Raw genomic sequence first — 16,414 nt, forward strand, 5'->3', positions numbered from 1 at the left:
ATGACTAAAAAGGCTTGATTAGAAAGATGGTATCTCCCCTTAACAAGGGGAGGGAATAAAACCCTGTCCAGCCTCTCAATCCCCCATTACAAGAGGAAAGGATAAAGCCCTATCCGTCCCCCATTACAAGAGGAAAGGATAAAGCCCTATCCGTCCCTCTCGATCCCCCAAAATACCCTGACCTCCTCCCAGCCTCCCCCTTGAAGTAAAGGGGGAGGAGATTATTTATCTCACGCTTGATCGCCTTCAATGCCCATGATTTCAAAGACGTTTATCTGGCCGCCTTTTTGTAGGAAGATTTCCTGGTAGAGTTCTGGGGCGCTGAGTTTGCCCCAGTCACAGGCGGTGTAGATGAGGTATGGCACCATGGAATGGGGGTCGTCTTTAATGAGGAAGTCGGCGGCCCTACGCAGGGCGGCGAAGGCGTCGTCACGGGTCACTAGGCTGCCGTTTCCACCGCTGCCGCCATGATCCCCACCGCCTGAGCCATCGGCTGATTCACTGCCGTTGTCGTGATCGGCTGCGTCGTCTTCATCTTGTTGCTGGCTAAAGCTGATGCCTCGACGGTTGAGTTCTTGACGCAATGTGTCGTCAATTTGATGCAGGATGGAGTTAATATCGCCAAAGCTCGGGCTGGCGTCGCCACAGCAGTCATCTAACCAAGTTTGCAGATGATCCAGAGCCTGAAGGGCGTCTTCTATTTGCGCCACCAGCCCCATGAGATGGGCGCTTTCCGTGGCCGCCATGCGTTGTTTAAAATCTTGAGTGGTGGGCCCTTCATAGGGGGTTTTTAGCTGTTTCTGTTGTTTCAGTTTTTCAAAATGCTGGGCGCTTTCCCAGTCATTCCAACTGAGTTCTTCACCATCGAGTTTGGCTTGTGTAATGGGCAGGCTTTTGATGATGGGGGTGAGTTTTTCATTGATCCAATTAAGCGGGTTGGTACGAAACTCCACATCGCCATCGATCATTTTCGGATGCATGTCTGGCCAATAGGCGGCGCACATTTCTTGGATCAACAAGGCCGCCGGAGCAATGCCGCCAATGCCTTCAAGATGCAAGTTGGCTTCAAACAACCAAATGCCTAATTGTAGGTCTTTGCTCTTTTCCGCTAAGGCGTTAAGGGCAATATTCTTGACCTGTGACCAGTCGGCGGTCTTTAGGTCGTAGGTCCACACCCCCATCGGCAAGGTTGGGTCATCCGCTTTGCGGGCTTCCTTGATAGAAGAATACACGCCATTATGACGTACCGACTCGCCGACTTTTTCATCGCCTATGGGGGCCAGTAATTGACTTAACGAATAGCCCATATGGCATTGCATATAGGCATCGGGGGATTGCATTGCCGTTTCGAGTCTCATGGTGTTTTTCCTTTGTTAAGCATTTCATTGATTTGGGGTCAGTGATTTAAGCCGGGGGCATAAATGGGGAAGTGGCGCGGCAAGGCGATGGCTTGCGGTTCGCCCTTGTCGTCGCTGACCAATGCCTGCAATAGCAAGTTGGCACGGCTGACATAGGCGGGTTCTTCTAAATGAACCTGTTCACCTTTTAGACCCACTGGCACATAAAACGATAAAATGTTTTCGTCATCTTCTCTTTCTCTGGCCTCGCTGCCATACACTGCTAGCCATTCAAACAGCCCCCATCGGCTACGGCTGACAAAGCCCGCCGTCAAGCCTTGGCGGGTGCCCACTTGCCTGGGGGCAGAATGGCTGCCCGGTAAACCAATGGGCACATAAGCCGAGCCTGTCGCCCAGCGCAAATCCAGTTGCAGAGGCTGACCCGGTGACCAACTAATGCTGGTGTCGCCATTCGGGAATAACGCCTGGGTTTGACCACTTTGCAGAGTCCATTCAATAATCTGATTACTGCCTTTTGAAGAACGGCCTTTGGCGTCATAGCTTTTCGCGTCAAAAGTCACGTCCAAGGTAACTTGCCAACGCTTGGCCTTGGGTTGCCAAGTGTGGGCAAAAAAGTCGCTGATGTTGTTCATCTGGCCGATAAACTCCAGCCAAGCATCAGGGATACTGCCGTCTTTTTGGTGTTGCTTATTCAAGTCCGCTAACAAGTTAGCCGAGTTTTGACGATAGTCCGCCAGAAAGGCTTGCAAGGCTTTGGTTGTAAGGTCTTTATTACCCGCTAGCTGACTGTCGGCAAAGGGGTAACGCCCTGCAATGGTTGCATTAAAGGCTTGCGCTAACTGCATATAACGCGTCACCAAAGCTTTTTTATCAGCGCTACTACAGTGTAAATTGACCTGTTGCTCTATCTGTCCACGACGTTTGGCAAACCAGCTTTGATTGCCATGGGCACCATCAAAGAAGTGACTTTGTGAGCACTGCTCATTGGAGATAGCCGTTAATTTTTGCGTTACTAGATCGTTTAAAAGGGTAACTTGGTTATTGGGCTCACCCCGCTCAAAACGCCCCAGATCTTGTAGGGTCGCCAGCCAACGCTGCACCAAGAGGTTACTTAATCCGGTGTCGCTGTTCTGCAAATATTGCAGTAGTGGCTGGGCATAATTAAAGGCAAAATAGCTCATTTTTTGCTGCTGGTTGGTCAGATAGAGTTCCGCCTGCTTTTGGTCACTGAGGTTAAACATAGCTTGAGCAAAATCAGGCTTTTGCCATTGGGGAGAGGACAAAGGTAGATATAAATGATACTCGGCCACCAGCTTTTCTAGCTGTGTCAGCTGTTGAATAATAAAGGCTTGTACCTGCTGCTTAAGCCATAACACATTGCTGCTGTCCCCCTGCTGCTGTAGCAATATTTGAATTTGCAATAACAGCTCTTGTACCTGCTTAAAGCTCTTGACCGCTTCACTGACGCTTTTTTCATGGTAGGCAATCAGGTCATTAATTGGTTTAGGCGCTTTAATGCGCTGGGCAGGTCGAATCATGGCTTGGCTCAACAGGCGCTCTGTCACCTGCTGAAAGCGCTCTGCTAACGTTGTATCGAAGATATTCGTATCACTATGGTCTGCCGAGAATTGCTGGAAATTAATCAGCGCATCAACCAGTTGCTGGAGCGGTATTTCTTGCCATTGCACTATGGTTTCCGAGGAATCAATAACCGGTGGATAGCTGTCTTGTATAAAAGTCAATTCAGTAATGTCTTGCAGTTTTTCCGCCAATCGCTGCAAATCTGGAGATAGACTCAACAAGCCTTGCTGATCAAAGGTAAACAACACACCAAAGGGCACAAAACTTAATTCTGCCAATTCATTACGCACGGTTTGATCACAAGATTGCTGCGAAAAACGCATCACCATCTGGTTCAATTTATTCCAATCAAAGCCATGTCTCACTAGGTCGTGCCGCAGAGCTGTCATTTGTTCCGACAGTTGACCACAGGGACTACTGGCGGCTGAACTGGACAGCCAATCATGCCGAGTATGGTCAATCCATTGGCTTAGCCGTTGGTAATCTTCAATCACAGAAGACGCAGGTAAAATGCGATCAGTCGTGACTAGATCCGCTTGGGCGTTAAATTTTTGCAGTGGTGCAAGGGGAATGTCTTCCGCATGCACCAACAACGCCAGATGCAATTCTTTGGTGAGCGTATCGAGGAATTTAGTACTGAGTTGATGACTCACCAATCGCTGATCGTTACGTATCCAAGGCGGGGAAAACTGAGCACGACGCACCCCCCCCACAATCAGGTCACTGTCTAGATCGGTATTATCAGGCACATAGTTGTTGTATAGGTAATTTAATAAATGGGTTAACTGTTTGCTCACACCTTGGCTGTTTTCTAGTGGGCCCGCTAAACTGACAAAGGCCTGTTGGGCTTTTTCAAAGGCGATTAAGGCACTCTGGTAATCCTTTAGCTGAGTGACTAACGCCGGATAATTGCCTTTTTTTAACGCAACCTGACTGGCGATGGTTAAGGCATTAGCTCGCTGTTTTAAACGACAATCCATGCTTGGAAACAGTTTACTTTCGAGTAGGTGGACCGCAATAAGTTGCTGCTTTTTCACTTCCATTATGTCTAACCAAGATAAGGGCATGGAGAAAGCCACTAATCGCTGGCCAATATCACTCAAACCCTGTAATAGCTCGTAGGTATCCGCCCCCTCAACGGTGCAGTCTGATGCAATGGGGTTGAGTTGCTTTAATTTTGCTTGGCTAAAGCTATTGAACTGGACCACCCGCGTCACATCAAAGGCCAACAGCAGAGACAGCACCAGTGCGGCGCCCACCGCACCGAATTGAAACCGTCGTAATACCTTATTACTGGAAAAACGACGTTTTTCAAGTATCGAACCCAGGTGTTTTTCAGCAAAGATTTTTTGTTGAAAGGCGTCTTCGACAAAGGCGGTTTTATCTTCTAGTTGACCACAAAAATAGATGCCCCTAAGCGGTAAAGCCTCTTGTAAGCTGCTGCGTGCAAAGGTGCTTTGCATGACCTTGGTAAGCGGTGCTTGCAAGGCGGAAAACTGATTCAAGAACAGCATAAATTGATCGATATTGGTGATTTCTTCACCACCTGAGGCGACCCGTAATTGTGCACTTTGCATGGAGCTCAATAGTTGTCCAAACGCCTCGTTCAGCCAGGCCAAATTAAACGCTGTTTCTAAGCGATAAGGGTTGGACCAGCCGATCATTTGTTGCTCGACCTCTTTGCCTTGCGCTTGCCAAAAGGCGGCAAAACCTTCCACCTCATCGCACTGGGTCACAAACACATAAACCGGCAAGACAAAGCCGGTCTTTTTTTGGATTTTCCACAGTTGTTGAAATAGTTGCTCGCCTAGCGCCTCTAAGACGGCGGGAGGTTCTTGGTTAAGTAAGGATTTGGCCGAAACACACAGGATGATTTTGTCCAGCGCGCGCTCAGGACGATACCAATTAAGTTGCTCAAGGTTATCATCCAATGCGTCGGAGGCTGATTCGATCACCACCCCATGGTCAAAAAAATGCCAGCTATTGTTGGCGCCTAATAGACGTTTTTCCTTGGGTAGTAATTGAGCCCGTCGGCCTTGCTTGACCGACTGAATCAGTTGACTTTTGCCACTCTCTGACTCGCCAATCAATAGCGCCCAAGAAGCCTGGTAGCGCCATTCACGCTTGGTGGTCAAGTACTGTATAGCGTTGATAGCACGGCGCATTTGTACCACGCCAAGCCGTTGCCGATAATTTTTCTTGCTCGGCTCCCGCTGCTTTTTTCCCGTCATTTTTTGAACCAGCCAACGAATTGGCCGAAACAGGGTTTTACCGAACCGGGTCACCACACGGAGCAATGATTTTATTAACCAAACGGACCCTTTGGTGGTTTTTTTGATCAGCCATAGACCCAGTAAAATACCAAAAAAAATCAGCAAGACAATGCCGATAAACTGCCATAACGGATCCTGCCAAATCGGTTTGAACTGTTCAATCAAGGGGTAGAGTCGACTCACCAGATCATGATAGGTATGTTCTATTTTCGACCTAAGCTGATCAAAATTTAATAGCGATTTATCTATCCATCTGATGAAGCCTTTTAGGTCAGTAGCCATGTATCTAGCCCCTGATTCAATAGCAACCACACCACAACCCCGATGATTAAATACAGGCCGACACTGTAAATAGCCCCCCGATACCAATTCGATAAGGGGGCTAGACGCTGTTCCTGTTGAGACACGAGACAATGCTCGTAAGCTTGGCCGTGAATATGTGCCGTTGCCTTGCTCTGATGCTGAGTAATAACTTTAAATAGCTTTTGTCGGTAATCTTTTAGTATCTCTGTGTCCTCTCGATAACGCCCGACAAACCCCAGACGTAATGTCAGCAAATACACTGCTGCCAGCTGCACTTCCAGCGGTTGATACTTGTCATCGGCTAACAGGGCATCCAACTGGCGATAAAATATACCGCCTGCCGAGCAACTGTCGTAAAAGTGTTCTTCCAACAACACTTGGTGCCAATGGTCGCGCCCTACCCAGTCCAATTCAAGGATGAAGAGCTCATCGGCCAAGGCGGTCATAGCAAAATAGGCTTTATCCAATAAAAAGCGCTGCCGTTCAGTTAATTTATCTTGCCAATATAAGCGTTTATCACCTAACCACTGACTTAGGTGCAAGCTGATCGCGGTGGCAATTTCTTCATCATTGGGCATGACTTGAAGTTTTAAAATGGCTTTGGCTTCTAGTGCCAATTGATCATGGACAATCCAGCGCTTTACCATCGCAATTTGCTGATAAAACTGACTCATCACGTTGACTAAATTGAAGTTTAATTGGCTCATGATCATGCGTCCTATTTCATATCCGCTTCATGGGGCAGGTGCAACACGATGCGTTTTGGTTGCATGGCTTTTAGCTTGCCACTGGTACAGGCCAGCACCAACGGCTGCCCGGCTTTGATAAAGGCCGGATCGATTTTAATGTAGAACAAGGCATGACCCGGTAACGCCGTCACGCCTGTTATTTCGTCGTATTCGACTTGCTCTACACTGGCGCCTAATAAACGCTTGGTCGACAGCTCCTTGTGCATTTTCATTGACGCAATGCGACAATTTTGCAGCCACTGCACGAGCTCAGACTGGGTTTGATTGGCGCGTGGTTTTAGCTCAATCAGCAGTTCGTTACGGCTCCAGGCTTTATCAAAAGTCATGGTGAAGATGCCATCCTGCCCTTCTTCAAAGGCGAGGCTGGAATAGCGTAAATTCACTTGCTCTAGGCGTTGCTCAATATACCGAATAGCAAAGCCCAAGCCGCTGCCACAATCTTGATGTTGATAGGACGGCAACTTGGGAGGAATACGACTTGAATCAAGCTCACATAGGGAGCCAATAAGACGTGCTAAGACTTGATAAACCTGCCACGGTGGGCTGACTGCGCTGTCCACCAGCAGTTCCAGTTCGGCTAGATGCTGGACCATGGCTCTGATCCACAGCCGATGCTGTTCACTCACTCGACTACCAAGTAATTCTTCGCCATCTTCGGAAAAACCCGCCAGCAAGCGCGCTTTTTTACGAATCATAAAGGCCATATTCTGTAGTCGAGGTTGCAGTGGCAGACGCTCCATCTGCGCATCTTGAGAAGCAATAAAGTTATCCGCCCCTATGCCTAGCATAGGTGGGCAATAGGCGGTTATTTGGTATTGAGCGCCATCGATTTTACTTACTTGCAACAGGGGCAACGCGATGTACTGTTGCTTGACTTGGTTAGTCGCTTGCAAAGCAATAATCGGTTGTAGGCGCAGTACCTCGGCTTCTTCTTCCCCGGTATTGTCGTCTTTCGCTAGCTCGCCATCCACCACGTGAAAACGCTGAATATCTGAGCTATTACTGGCGCTACCGGATACTCGAATCGGCACGGTCAGTTGGATTTTCAACTCAGCCTGCTCGTCGAACTGCGCGTCTTTATTTAAGTCTATTTGCAAGGGCGCATGTTCACGCACGTCGTAATCGATTTGCAAACCATCTGGCATAATGGCGCGTAAGCGGGTGAGATAGACAACGCCTTCTAACAGCCTAGCCTCGTCAATCGCCATCTGCATAATGCCCCATCGATAGGGCATCGCCTGTATCAGGCTTTGCAGTTGGCTTTCCCAGTAGATATGGTTTTGTTGAAAGTGCTGGGGCGATAGCAGCATGCCTTCATGCCAACAAACAGACAGGGGTAAACTATTGAATTGGCTCATAGTATGTCTTCCTCAAGCTGTCCTTCCTTAAGCAAATAGCCCTGCTTATTGAGGATAATTTTTAGTTCATGGTATTGAGTGATATCGGCTTGATATTGACCCGTTTGGTGGAGGTAATTGGCAAATAACAATACGCTAACCGCCTTGAAGTAGTTGCTAGGCAGGGCCAGTTTTTGCTCGGCGGTTTGGGGCACCACTTCCAATTCACTCATCACCAGTTGCTGTTGATAGCGCAGTAATAGGCTTTTTTTATTAGCGAACCAGTCTGGCCCACTTAACGCGCTCAATGCCTCTGCGGTTTTGTCGTCAAAAATAAAGATAATATCCACGGCAACGGGCAGGTTATTATTACTGTTTGCCGCCGACTGTATGTCAATGGACTCGATAAGGGTTTTATTAAATTCATAAAAGGGCACTACCTTGGCGACGGTTTTATCAAGGCTATTGCCTAGGCTCGCGGCGGTTTCACAACCCGCAAGCAAGAGCGCCATTATGCACAGCAAGCCATAGGATATTTTTCTGCTAATCATCTAGGCCACCATCTCTAATAGAAAACGAATAGGCTGCACTCGTTGTGTTGCCGCCATTAGCGCTGCGCCATAGCCTAATCGGTTGCTCAGCCCTGATGCGCTACTCAATGTTGTGGCATTTTTTTGGGCATCATCATCTGGTTGGCACACGAGACTAACGCGACAATCCACTCGCCTTTCACTAATCCACGCTAGCAAGTCGCGCAATTGATGATGACAGACACCACCGGGCACCAGTTCGCTGGCTCTTTGGCTATCGATTGGCCCTAGCTCTAATTCAATCATCGCCTGTTGATCCCAGATCCTTTTACCTAGGGTCGCTTCTTGTCCCAAACGGTGATTAGCACAACCAAGGCGTGTATGGTCGCTGTCTTGTACTGTGAGCCAGCGGCCAATCAGACTGTTCATCGCAATCACAGGCAGAGACAAAACCGTATCAAACAGCTGTCTAATGGTGGGTAAGGTCATGCGGCAATTGGCTAACTGCCCTGATAGCGCCAATAGGGTATCGTCTTGCTGACCATGTAAAGCCCGCTGGGTGGCATAATAATGACCACTCAGGGCCAATAAGAACTCACCAATACCGTTTTCGCTGGCTCGGCTATTGGTGAGCGTATAATTGGTTTGCGCATGAACTAGGTAGCGCAAGGCGTGAATACGGTTATTAAACACATCGACAAAAGCCGCCATCGCGCCCTCGCCATAATATTCATCCTCGCGCATCATGTCGGAGAAGGGTTCCGCCAGGGGACCATCTAGCCCGGTTAGGTTGTAATGGGCGCATTCCACCACATGCTTGTTATTTTCACCCTGGTATTTGCTTTTGATCTTTGCAGGTTTTGTTGGCTGCGCTTGATTTTCAGGCGCTTCACTTTCCAGTCCATCATTGGCTAAGACCACCCGACGAATTTCCCCCGGCGGTAGGCTACGTGACAATGACCCAGTAAATGCCACGCGCTGGGCAAGGGTGTCGAGCACAGCCTCTTCTTCCACCTCCATACCCAACAGCAAATGCGCTAGCTGATGAAATGACCAGCCGGCATCGGGTTGAGCATAGAGTTGGGTTACAGAATAACCTTTTCGCCAATGCGTGGTTGCCATTGCTGCCACACTCCTTCACGTTGGTCGCTGATCAATTGCAGTTGTACAAAATGATTCAGGGTGGTGTATAAACCAAAAAAATAGCTGAGTACGCTGCCCAGTAATAATGGGTTAGCATCAGAAAAGTAGTCTTCGTTTATCTCTAGGGAAATTTGATTGCCTCGACAATGGCCACGCCACATGTCACCACCAATGCGCTTGGTCACTGCTCGCGATGACATGCTGACCAGACCTTCCAGTTGGCGACTATGGGTGGATGACAGTGGATCGCAGTACAAGCGTAAAATTTGCTTGAGAATCGCCAAACGTTCACTGCCCGTGCCAAGGGCATCTAAATTAAGCGACAGTTGCGACAACAGCTTAATGTTATTCTTGCCCTCTAAACTGGCGCCTTTAAACTTGGTCGGCATGCCTAAAATGGAGGCACTCAGCATGGGACCAGAGCCCACTAGCTGTAATGCTTGCCCTTCGCGCAGGGCCTCAGGTAAACGTCGGTTATTACACAGGCCCTTTACCATGATGGTTTGATCCACTGGCTGGCTAGGGGAAAAGTCGGGATTATAAATGGATAAAAAGGTATCGCAGCCACGTTCTCCTGGGGTCAATAGCCCGGTTAACCGGGTGACATAGTATTGGTTCACATTGCCTTTACCGTTCGGCCCTAGCCATGAACTCAAAACCTGACTGTGACCACTAAAGGAGATGCTTTTTACCTGGCTAATACTATGCACTTCGCCTTGTAAATAGTGGCTCTCATCCGCTAATAGTCGATATTCATGCTGGTTGTGCTGGAGCGGCACCGGTTTAAAGGTTTTTTCATATAGGTTGATCGCTGGGAAGCAGTTCAACCTAAAGCAATGCTTATGCAGATGGATATTTTTCGCGGACTGTTCGAGCAGAAAGAGAATTTCAAAGCCCTCTTGTGCCTGATTGAGAGCACCGCTGTTGTGTAAGTCGACAATGTCTAAAAAATAGAACTTTTCCACAAAAGCAAAATACTCTTGCAGTAGTCGATACGCCCGTTGGCTGCCTGCGTCATCCGGTAATACATTTTGATCATCATCAAAGCCCTGCCACTGCAACATTTGTGCTAGCGGTTTAGTCGCACTGTCTAGCCGTGTAATTTTTTCGCCGACACGCACTGCGATGCCAATTAAATCGTCGTTCAATAATTTATACAGCTTGGCCCTTTGCTCGACATCGGCGATATAAAAACGCAGTTTCTCAATTGGGTAATCCCGTATCGACTCGGTGCCGGTGTTCGCGACTTTCACGGATATAACGGATTGCAGAATTTGTCCTGACACGATATTAAGTTCATCAAGACCAACAAAAAGACTCTTGGATAAGACCTGTGTATTGACCACTTCCAACGGCCACAACTCGGTGGGATAACAGTTTTCAAAGCAACATTCGACCTTTTCCTGTTGGCCATTTTTTCCAGTACGTGCGGCGCTACCAATGAATTGCCGACCTTTATCAAACTGATAGCCATTGATGAAGTTGGCCCCATCGGCTTCTACCTTGGCTTGCAGCACAGTCATGCAAGGCAAGGAGCGCATTAGGTTGGGATACAGGCTGTGCAAAAGTTGGTTGGGGATTTGATCCTTCTGTTGCTCTAGGTCAGCTCGCAAGCGTCCCGTCATAAAAGCAAAAGATTGCAGTAGTTGCTCCACATGGGGGTCGTTCGAGCGACCTGCGCTTAATTTCAGTTCTGCCGCTACTTCTGGATAAGTATGGCTAAAGGCTTCTACAGATTGACGTAGATAGCGCATTTCCTGTTGAAAAAAGGGGTAATTTTGCGACATAATCTTTCCATCCTTCGCTTAAGATAATACAAAATAGCCAGCCAGTACCTAGGCCAAATCATCACCGCGAGTGGATCTATCTCATCCGCTGCCTGTTATTAGCCACTTTAGTATCAACGACTTTCTATTAGCCAAAGACAAAGCCCTGCTCGAATTGCTCACCTTCTAGCTCAATTTTCAACTGACAACGGGAGCGCTGCTTAACAGCACCTAGGTTGAGCACCCAGATGTTTTTAATGCGCGGTTCGTATACTTTTAGCACCTGCAGCATATTCTGTTGGAATTGATCTATTTGCTGCTGATTATCGAGCGACTGATCCACCACCGCCATTAAGCCATTGCGATATATGCCTTCCATGGTGGATACCGCTCGATTGCCATAACCATCGACTCCTGCATCCAGAAAGCCACCAAAATTTAAGATGTTTTCTACATTTTTGATGACGGATTGCTTGGTGCCAATGGCTTGACCCGCATGGGTTAATTTTTCAAAAAAAGCCTTAGCCATTTAAAACGCCACTCTAGCTTGATAACGCCGCAATAGGACGGTTTTTCGCCACGCTCCACGCCGCAGCAGAGAAGCCTCCCGTATTGCTAACATTGGCGCCTTGCACCTGATGGTGCCAACCTATCTCGGTAAAATTGAGTTTGAACTGTTCCGTCGGCATATCATTAGGATGAGATTGAAAATGAATTTCACTGATCATTGTCAGGCGTAGTTCAATACCCATGACAATATTAAGTTGATCCCCTGAGTTACGTAGCACCCATATCAGTGTGGGCTCGGTCCCTAGATCGTCTAACAGTTTTGCCCGCAGGCAAAAGTCATACATTTTAGGCGAGGTAGAATCTGTATACTTCACACAGGTAAAGTCGGTAATGGTCGGCCGACCAGAAGTACGGGCATTATTGCTCACGTCGGTGGTGACCTGCTGCTTGATGCCCTGAGTAATGGAAACTAACTCAATGCATTTTGCGCCATTAAAGGACATTCCGCCTATGGTTTCTGTAATGCCAAGCCAATCGGGACCAGCCTCACCATCAATCATGGTGCCGACTCCGGAACCATCGTTGTTTAGCTCTCCGCTGGTTATGCCATCTCTTCCAAATTGCAATAATATTAAATCCATGATCAATCTCTCTCTAATTTTTGTCGCTATTAGATGAATATAAGAAAACGTTACTTAAGGTAATTCGGCCACTAAACGAATCGATGCCGTTAACTCTTCCAATTGGAAGTGTGGTCGTAGAAAGACCACCGAACGATAACTACCCGGTTTGCCCGGTATGTCCATCACGTCAATTCGGGACTCCCTTAAGGGATAACTGGCTTTCATTTCCTGTGAGGCAGAGTCGTCAACCAGCACATAATTACTAATCCAATTATTGAGGTAATCCGAGATGCCATCTTTGGTAGCAAAGCTACCGACTTTGTCGCGCATAATGACCTTGATGTAATGGGCAAAACGCGAGGCATTCAACACATAGGGCAACATGGTGGATATACGTGCATTGGCATTGGCAGCATCCGTGTTGTACTTCAAAGCCTGTCCTGTAGTCTGGCCACCAAAGAAGGCGGCCTTGTCACTGCCTTTGCAATGTAAAATGGCCATGAAACCTAAATCATTAAGCTCTTTTTCACGTCGATCGGTAATAGACACCTGGGTTGGACAAGTGAGTTTGATATCACCCGCTGGCGTTTTAAAGGTATGGGCTGGCAGACCTTCCACCAAACCACCGCCTTCCACACCTCGAATCGCTGCTAACCAGCCATGCTTAGCGTAGGCATTGGTAATTCTTTGCCCGAGCACAAAAGCCGGATTGCCCCAAAGATATTTGCGCGCATCCGACCCATCGACGTCTTCCACATAATCAAAACCTTCTGCCACCACGGTATCTGGCCCATAGGGTAGACGTAGTAATACTTTCGGTAGGGTTAAGGAGACATAACGTGCATCTTCACTGCTACGGAAACTACGCCATTTGATCAGCTCTGCACTTTCAAAGATTTTGGTTAAATCCCTTGGCTGAGAAAGCGTAAAGAAGTCTTCCATATCAAAGAGTTTTGCATAGGCGGAAGAAATAAATGGCGCATGGGCGGAAGAAGCAACACCAGATACTTTCTCCAATAGCTCCAGATCTTCTGGATGACGACCAAATTCATAATCCCCCACTAAGAAAGAGAAGGGATCGCCACCATATGTACCAAATTCTTCTTCATAGACCTTTTTAAACAGGGAACTTTGATCAAACTCCACGGCTTTTTGCAGATCTTTTAGCAAGTCTCGTTTGGAAATATTCAATAGCCGAATTTTCAGCGAGGCGCCCGTTTCGGTATTCATAATGAGAAAATGCAAGCCACGCCATGTGGCCTCTAGCGCCTGAAACTCAGGAGCATGCATGACTAGATTGATTTGGTTGGTGAGCTGGTTGTCAATCTGAGCAATTTTATTGTTCATCAGATCACCAGCAAATCGTCCCTCCAAGTCTGTAATACCACCTAAAATGGATACGGCAAACTCACCAATGAGCTGCAAGGCATAGGGAATCTGGCTTTCGTCTAACGCCATCTGCCCTTCTTTTAACATACGATTGGCTAGCTCACTGGGCTCCACCGTTGACCAATCTTCTGCGGCAGAAAATAAATCGATTAGCTCTTTCTGCATGGCGTCATCGGCGAGAATTTCTGCGAGCATGCCATCTAACGGGTCATTACCATCTAATTTCGATAGCATGTCACGAATGCGATTTCTCGATTCATAGACGGCATTGGTGATGGAAATTTGCTTGACCAAATTAATGGGTTCGAAATCGTCAATGCTATGGAAGAGCAATTCTAGATTAAGCTGACTGGCCTCTTCACTCACCTCAATGACGTTATCAACCTTGTAGACCAGCCTGACATCGCTGCCGGTCATGACATCGTCAAAGTTGTCGCGATCTATTTCGACAAATTCTCGCTCTTTAACGGGCGGTAAGGCTTCTTTCGGTGCCCCAGATAAGTCAGCGAGCACGCCAACAATGAGGGGCAATTCCCGTCGAACGATTGCATCACCTATTTCGACATCATAAGTGATGTGTACTCTTGGTGATCTCACCCTGGATAATTTTTTCTGATTACTTTCCAAAATTTAATCTCCAACTTTCAAAGTGAATGAATTGAATTACTTTCAGCTACGGCTTTTTTGTTAACCTGAAATAGGTTTGATTATTTCGAGTGATCGAACTCACCTCCCCCTGTAATTCAAGAACTTTTAGAGCACTGTCCACTGCCGACATAGAATCAACAATTTTTTGCTTTTTAACCCACCAATCAGTGATACCTAATACCGTGTCTTCGCTGTTTGGATGTTGCTTTAAATAATTTTTAATCAACCGAGCTACGTCTGTTTGATAGTAGTAACTTATGCTCATCAGATTCGTCTCATTGCGTTTGTGGTATCTTACTAGAGCATAATGAATGCCAACTCAAGAAATAAATATAAGACATTGATTTGTAATGAATTTTAAATTTATCCCAGATTAATAGAGATCTAAAACTCTACCCATCAGGGTCATAAAGCCCCCGCCTAAAGTGGGTTAAATAAGAGCGATTTAGGTGATGTTTAAGGAGTAAAACGAATACAAGGAATGGTTTTAAAGGCGCTCGTTTACGAACTGAATGAACTCTTCAGAAGAATAAAGAAGGGGAGGTTATTGTGGTTCAATAGTCCAGCTGACTATAAAAATAAGTGGTGCTATGAGGATGACCTACGAAGGGTAAGCTTCAATACAAATTAACACCGTTATTTTTCACATGGTATTTCTTAACTAATTTGCCAAATGCTCTACGCTCTTTACCACACAAGTTCGCCGCCTTGGTGACATTGCCATTGGTTAGATGCAGTAACCGAGAAACAAACTTAGCTTCAAATACCTCAATGGCTTTACGCTTGGCATCAGAAAAGTTCATATAGGCTGACTTAGTCTCTGCGTCGAGCTCAGTATCTGCTGAGCCCTTCATCAGATCGTTTGAAATGGCAACATGATCCGAGTTGTCTATATGGTCGTAGTTCGATTCGGTCGATAGATCATTAGATAACAGAGGCGCGGTATGATTTGCTCCCATATCTAATGCGGGTGAATCATCTAATAACTCCCCACTGGCAAGCAAGTAATAACGATGGATAGTATTTTCCAGTTCCCGAATATTTCCGGGCCAATCATGATTGGTAAATTTCGCCATTAATCGGCTGCTAATACCCATCTTATTTAGACCATATTGTGAGTTAAGCTTGTCAATAAAGTGCTCAATCAATACGCCTATATCCTCTTTACGCTCTCTTAACGCAGGAACATTGATCGATAAAATATAAAGCCGAAAGTACAAATCTTGTCTGAATTCCTTGTTAGCCATTTTTGTCTCTAGGTTACAATTAGCCGCGGCAATAAAACGCACATTGGTTTTTAATACGCTATTTGAGCCAATTGGCCTGAACTCCGATTCTTGCAAAACCCTTAATAAAGCGGCCTGTGACTTTAGCGATAGGCTGTCTATTTCATCAAGAAAAATAGTGCCACCATTGACTGAAATCAACAGCCCTTCCTTATCACTTTTTGCGTCTGTAAAAGCCCCTTTTTTATAGCCGAAAAGCTCGCTAGCAAATAATTCATCTGAAAAGGTAGAGCAGTTGATAGCGATGAAAGGCCTACTGGACAGCTCTCCGCCATAGTGTAAGCCCCTTGCCACCAACTCTTTGCCAGTGCCTGTTTCCCCCGTAATCAAAACGGTTGCTGGATACTGCGCCATTGTTTTGATCGAGTTCCTCATAAGCTCTATGGCTTTAGATTCCCCTATAATATTACTATCGATAATATTCATGCTTCCTTCCCTTTTTCTTACTAGGTCAACACTAGATAGTAAGACTTTCTTTCAGTCTTCCTTTTATAAAAAGAAGTCCTATTGAAATTAAATAACTCTCTGAGCAAATATATAATTGATTACAAACAAGTACTTAGTACTACAGAAAATACTACTACAGCAAAAAAAAGGCCAACCCTTCATTTTTAACTGAAAAACCTATTTCAAGCTCTCTCCCCCTCTTTAGCGCCATACTTTAGAGGTCATATCGGGTGTTTTTTTACCCAATAGGGTGGGGTTTATAAAGACACATAATGTCTTTTACGCAACAAGCCATATCTATTAGTACGCATTTAAATACCAATAACCATTACACATGTTGACACTACTTAAGGAAGGTCTGAACAGGCCCTCTTGTCACGGCAATCGCTCCTGCATTGCCCTAATAGCCTACATCCATGTAGGCATCAGAATGTGGATAAAAGCCTGTTATTCGAGGCGAGTGCCGAATGT

The 16,414-nt window shown here is 46.5% G+C and carries 12 protein-coding genes; all 12 read right to left on the bottom strand.

All coding sequences use genetic code 11. The features are described from left to right. Positions 1-230: 230 nt before the first annotated feature. Positions 231-1,358, bottom strand: coding sequence for a type VI secretion system protein TssA (gene tssA / locus I8J31_RS20225; RefSeq protein ID WP_199470394.1), 1,128 nt, complete (start codon positions 1,356-1,358; stop codon positions 231-233). 38 nt (positions 1,359-1,396) lie between these two features. Continuing rightward, positions 1,397-5,494, bottom strand: a complete 4,098-nt coding sequence (locus I8J31_RS20230; protein ID WP_199470395.1) for a type VI secretion system protein — start codon at positions 5,492-5,494, stop codon at positions 1,397-1,399. Next, complete coding sequence (locus tag I8J31_RS20235) at positions 5,479-6,222, bottom strand: DotU family type IV/VI secretion system protein (RefSeq protein ID WP_199470396.1); 744 nt, start codon at positions 6,220-6,222, stop codon at positions 5,479-5,481. Before I8J31_RS20235 ends, I8J31_RS20230 begins: the two co-directional genes overlap by 16 nt. Before the next feature lie 11 nt (positions 6,223-6,233). Further along, positions 6,234-7,622 (bottom strand): type VI secretion system baseplate subunit TssK, encoded by a 1,389-nt coding sequence (gene tssK, locus I8J31_RS20240; RefSeq protein ID WP_199470397.1) that lies wholly within the window; start codon positions 7,620-7,622, stop codon positions 6,234-6,236. Further along, entirely contained in the window at positions 7,619-8,152 is a 534-nt protein-coding gene (locus I8J31_RS20245) for a hypothetical protein (RefSeq protein WP_199470398.1), read from the bottom strand. Before I8J31_RS20245 ends, tssK begins: the two co-directional genes overlap by 4 nt. After that, positions 8,153-9,253: a type VI secretion system baseplate subunit TssG gene (gene tssG / locus I8J31_RS20250; protein ID WP_199470399.1), complete on the bottom strand. Its 1,101-nt coding sequence runs from the start codon at positions 9,251-9,253 to the stop codon at positions 8,153-8,155. Beyond that, entirely contained in the window at positions 9,217-11,061 is a 1,845-nt protein-coding gene (gene tssF, locus I8J31_RS20255) for a type VI secretion system baseplate subunit TssF (RefSeq protein WP_199470400.1), read from the bottom strand. The genes tssG and tssF overlap by 37 nt, the downstream gene beginning before the upstream one ends. Before the next feature lie 127 nt (positions 11,062-11,188). After that, positions 11,189-11,569: a hypothetical protein gene (locus I8J31_RS20260; RefSeq protein WP_199470401.1), complete on the bottom strand. Its 381-nt coding sequence runs from the start codon at positions 11,567-11,569 to the stop codon at positions 11,189-11,191. Positions 11,570-11,582: 13 nt separating this feature from the next. Beyond that, entirely contained in the window at positions 11,583-12,191 is a 609-nt protein-coding gene (locus I8J31_RS20265; protein ID WP_199470402.1) for a type VI secretion system tube protein Hcp, read from the bottom strand. Between the two features lie 54 nt (positions 12,192-12,245). Beyond that, positions 12,246-14,189, bottom strand: coding sequence for a type VI secretion system contractile sheath large subunit (tssC, locus tag I8J31_RS20270; RefSeq protein ID WP_233402935.1), 1,944 nt, complete (start codon positions 14,187-14,189; stop codon positions 12,246-12,248). A gap of 46 nt (positions 14,190-14,235) precedes the next feature. Continuing rightward, positions 14,236-14,475, bottom strand: a complete 240-nt coding sequence (locus tag I8J31_RS20280; RefSeq protein WP_199470403.1) for a hypothetical protein — start codon at positions 14,473-14,475, stop codon at positions 14,236-14,238. A 352-nt stretch (positions 14,476-14,827) separates the two neighbouring features. Continuing rightward, complete coding sequence (locus I8J31_RS20285) at positions 14,828-15,922, bottom strand: sigma 54-interacting transcriptional regulator (protein WP_199470404.1); 1,095 nt, start codon at positions 15,920-15,922, stop codon at positions 14,828-14,830. Between the last annotated feature and the right edge of the window lie 492 nt (positions 15,923-16,414).

The organism is Marinomonas transparens (genome assembly GCF_016463975.1).
Taxonomy (GTDB): Bacteria; Pseudomonadota; Gammaproteobacteria; order Pseudomonadales; family Marinomonadaceae; genus Marinomonas; species Marinomonas transparens.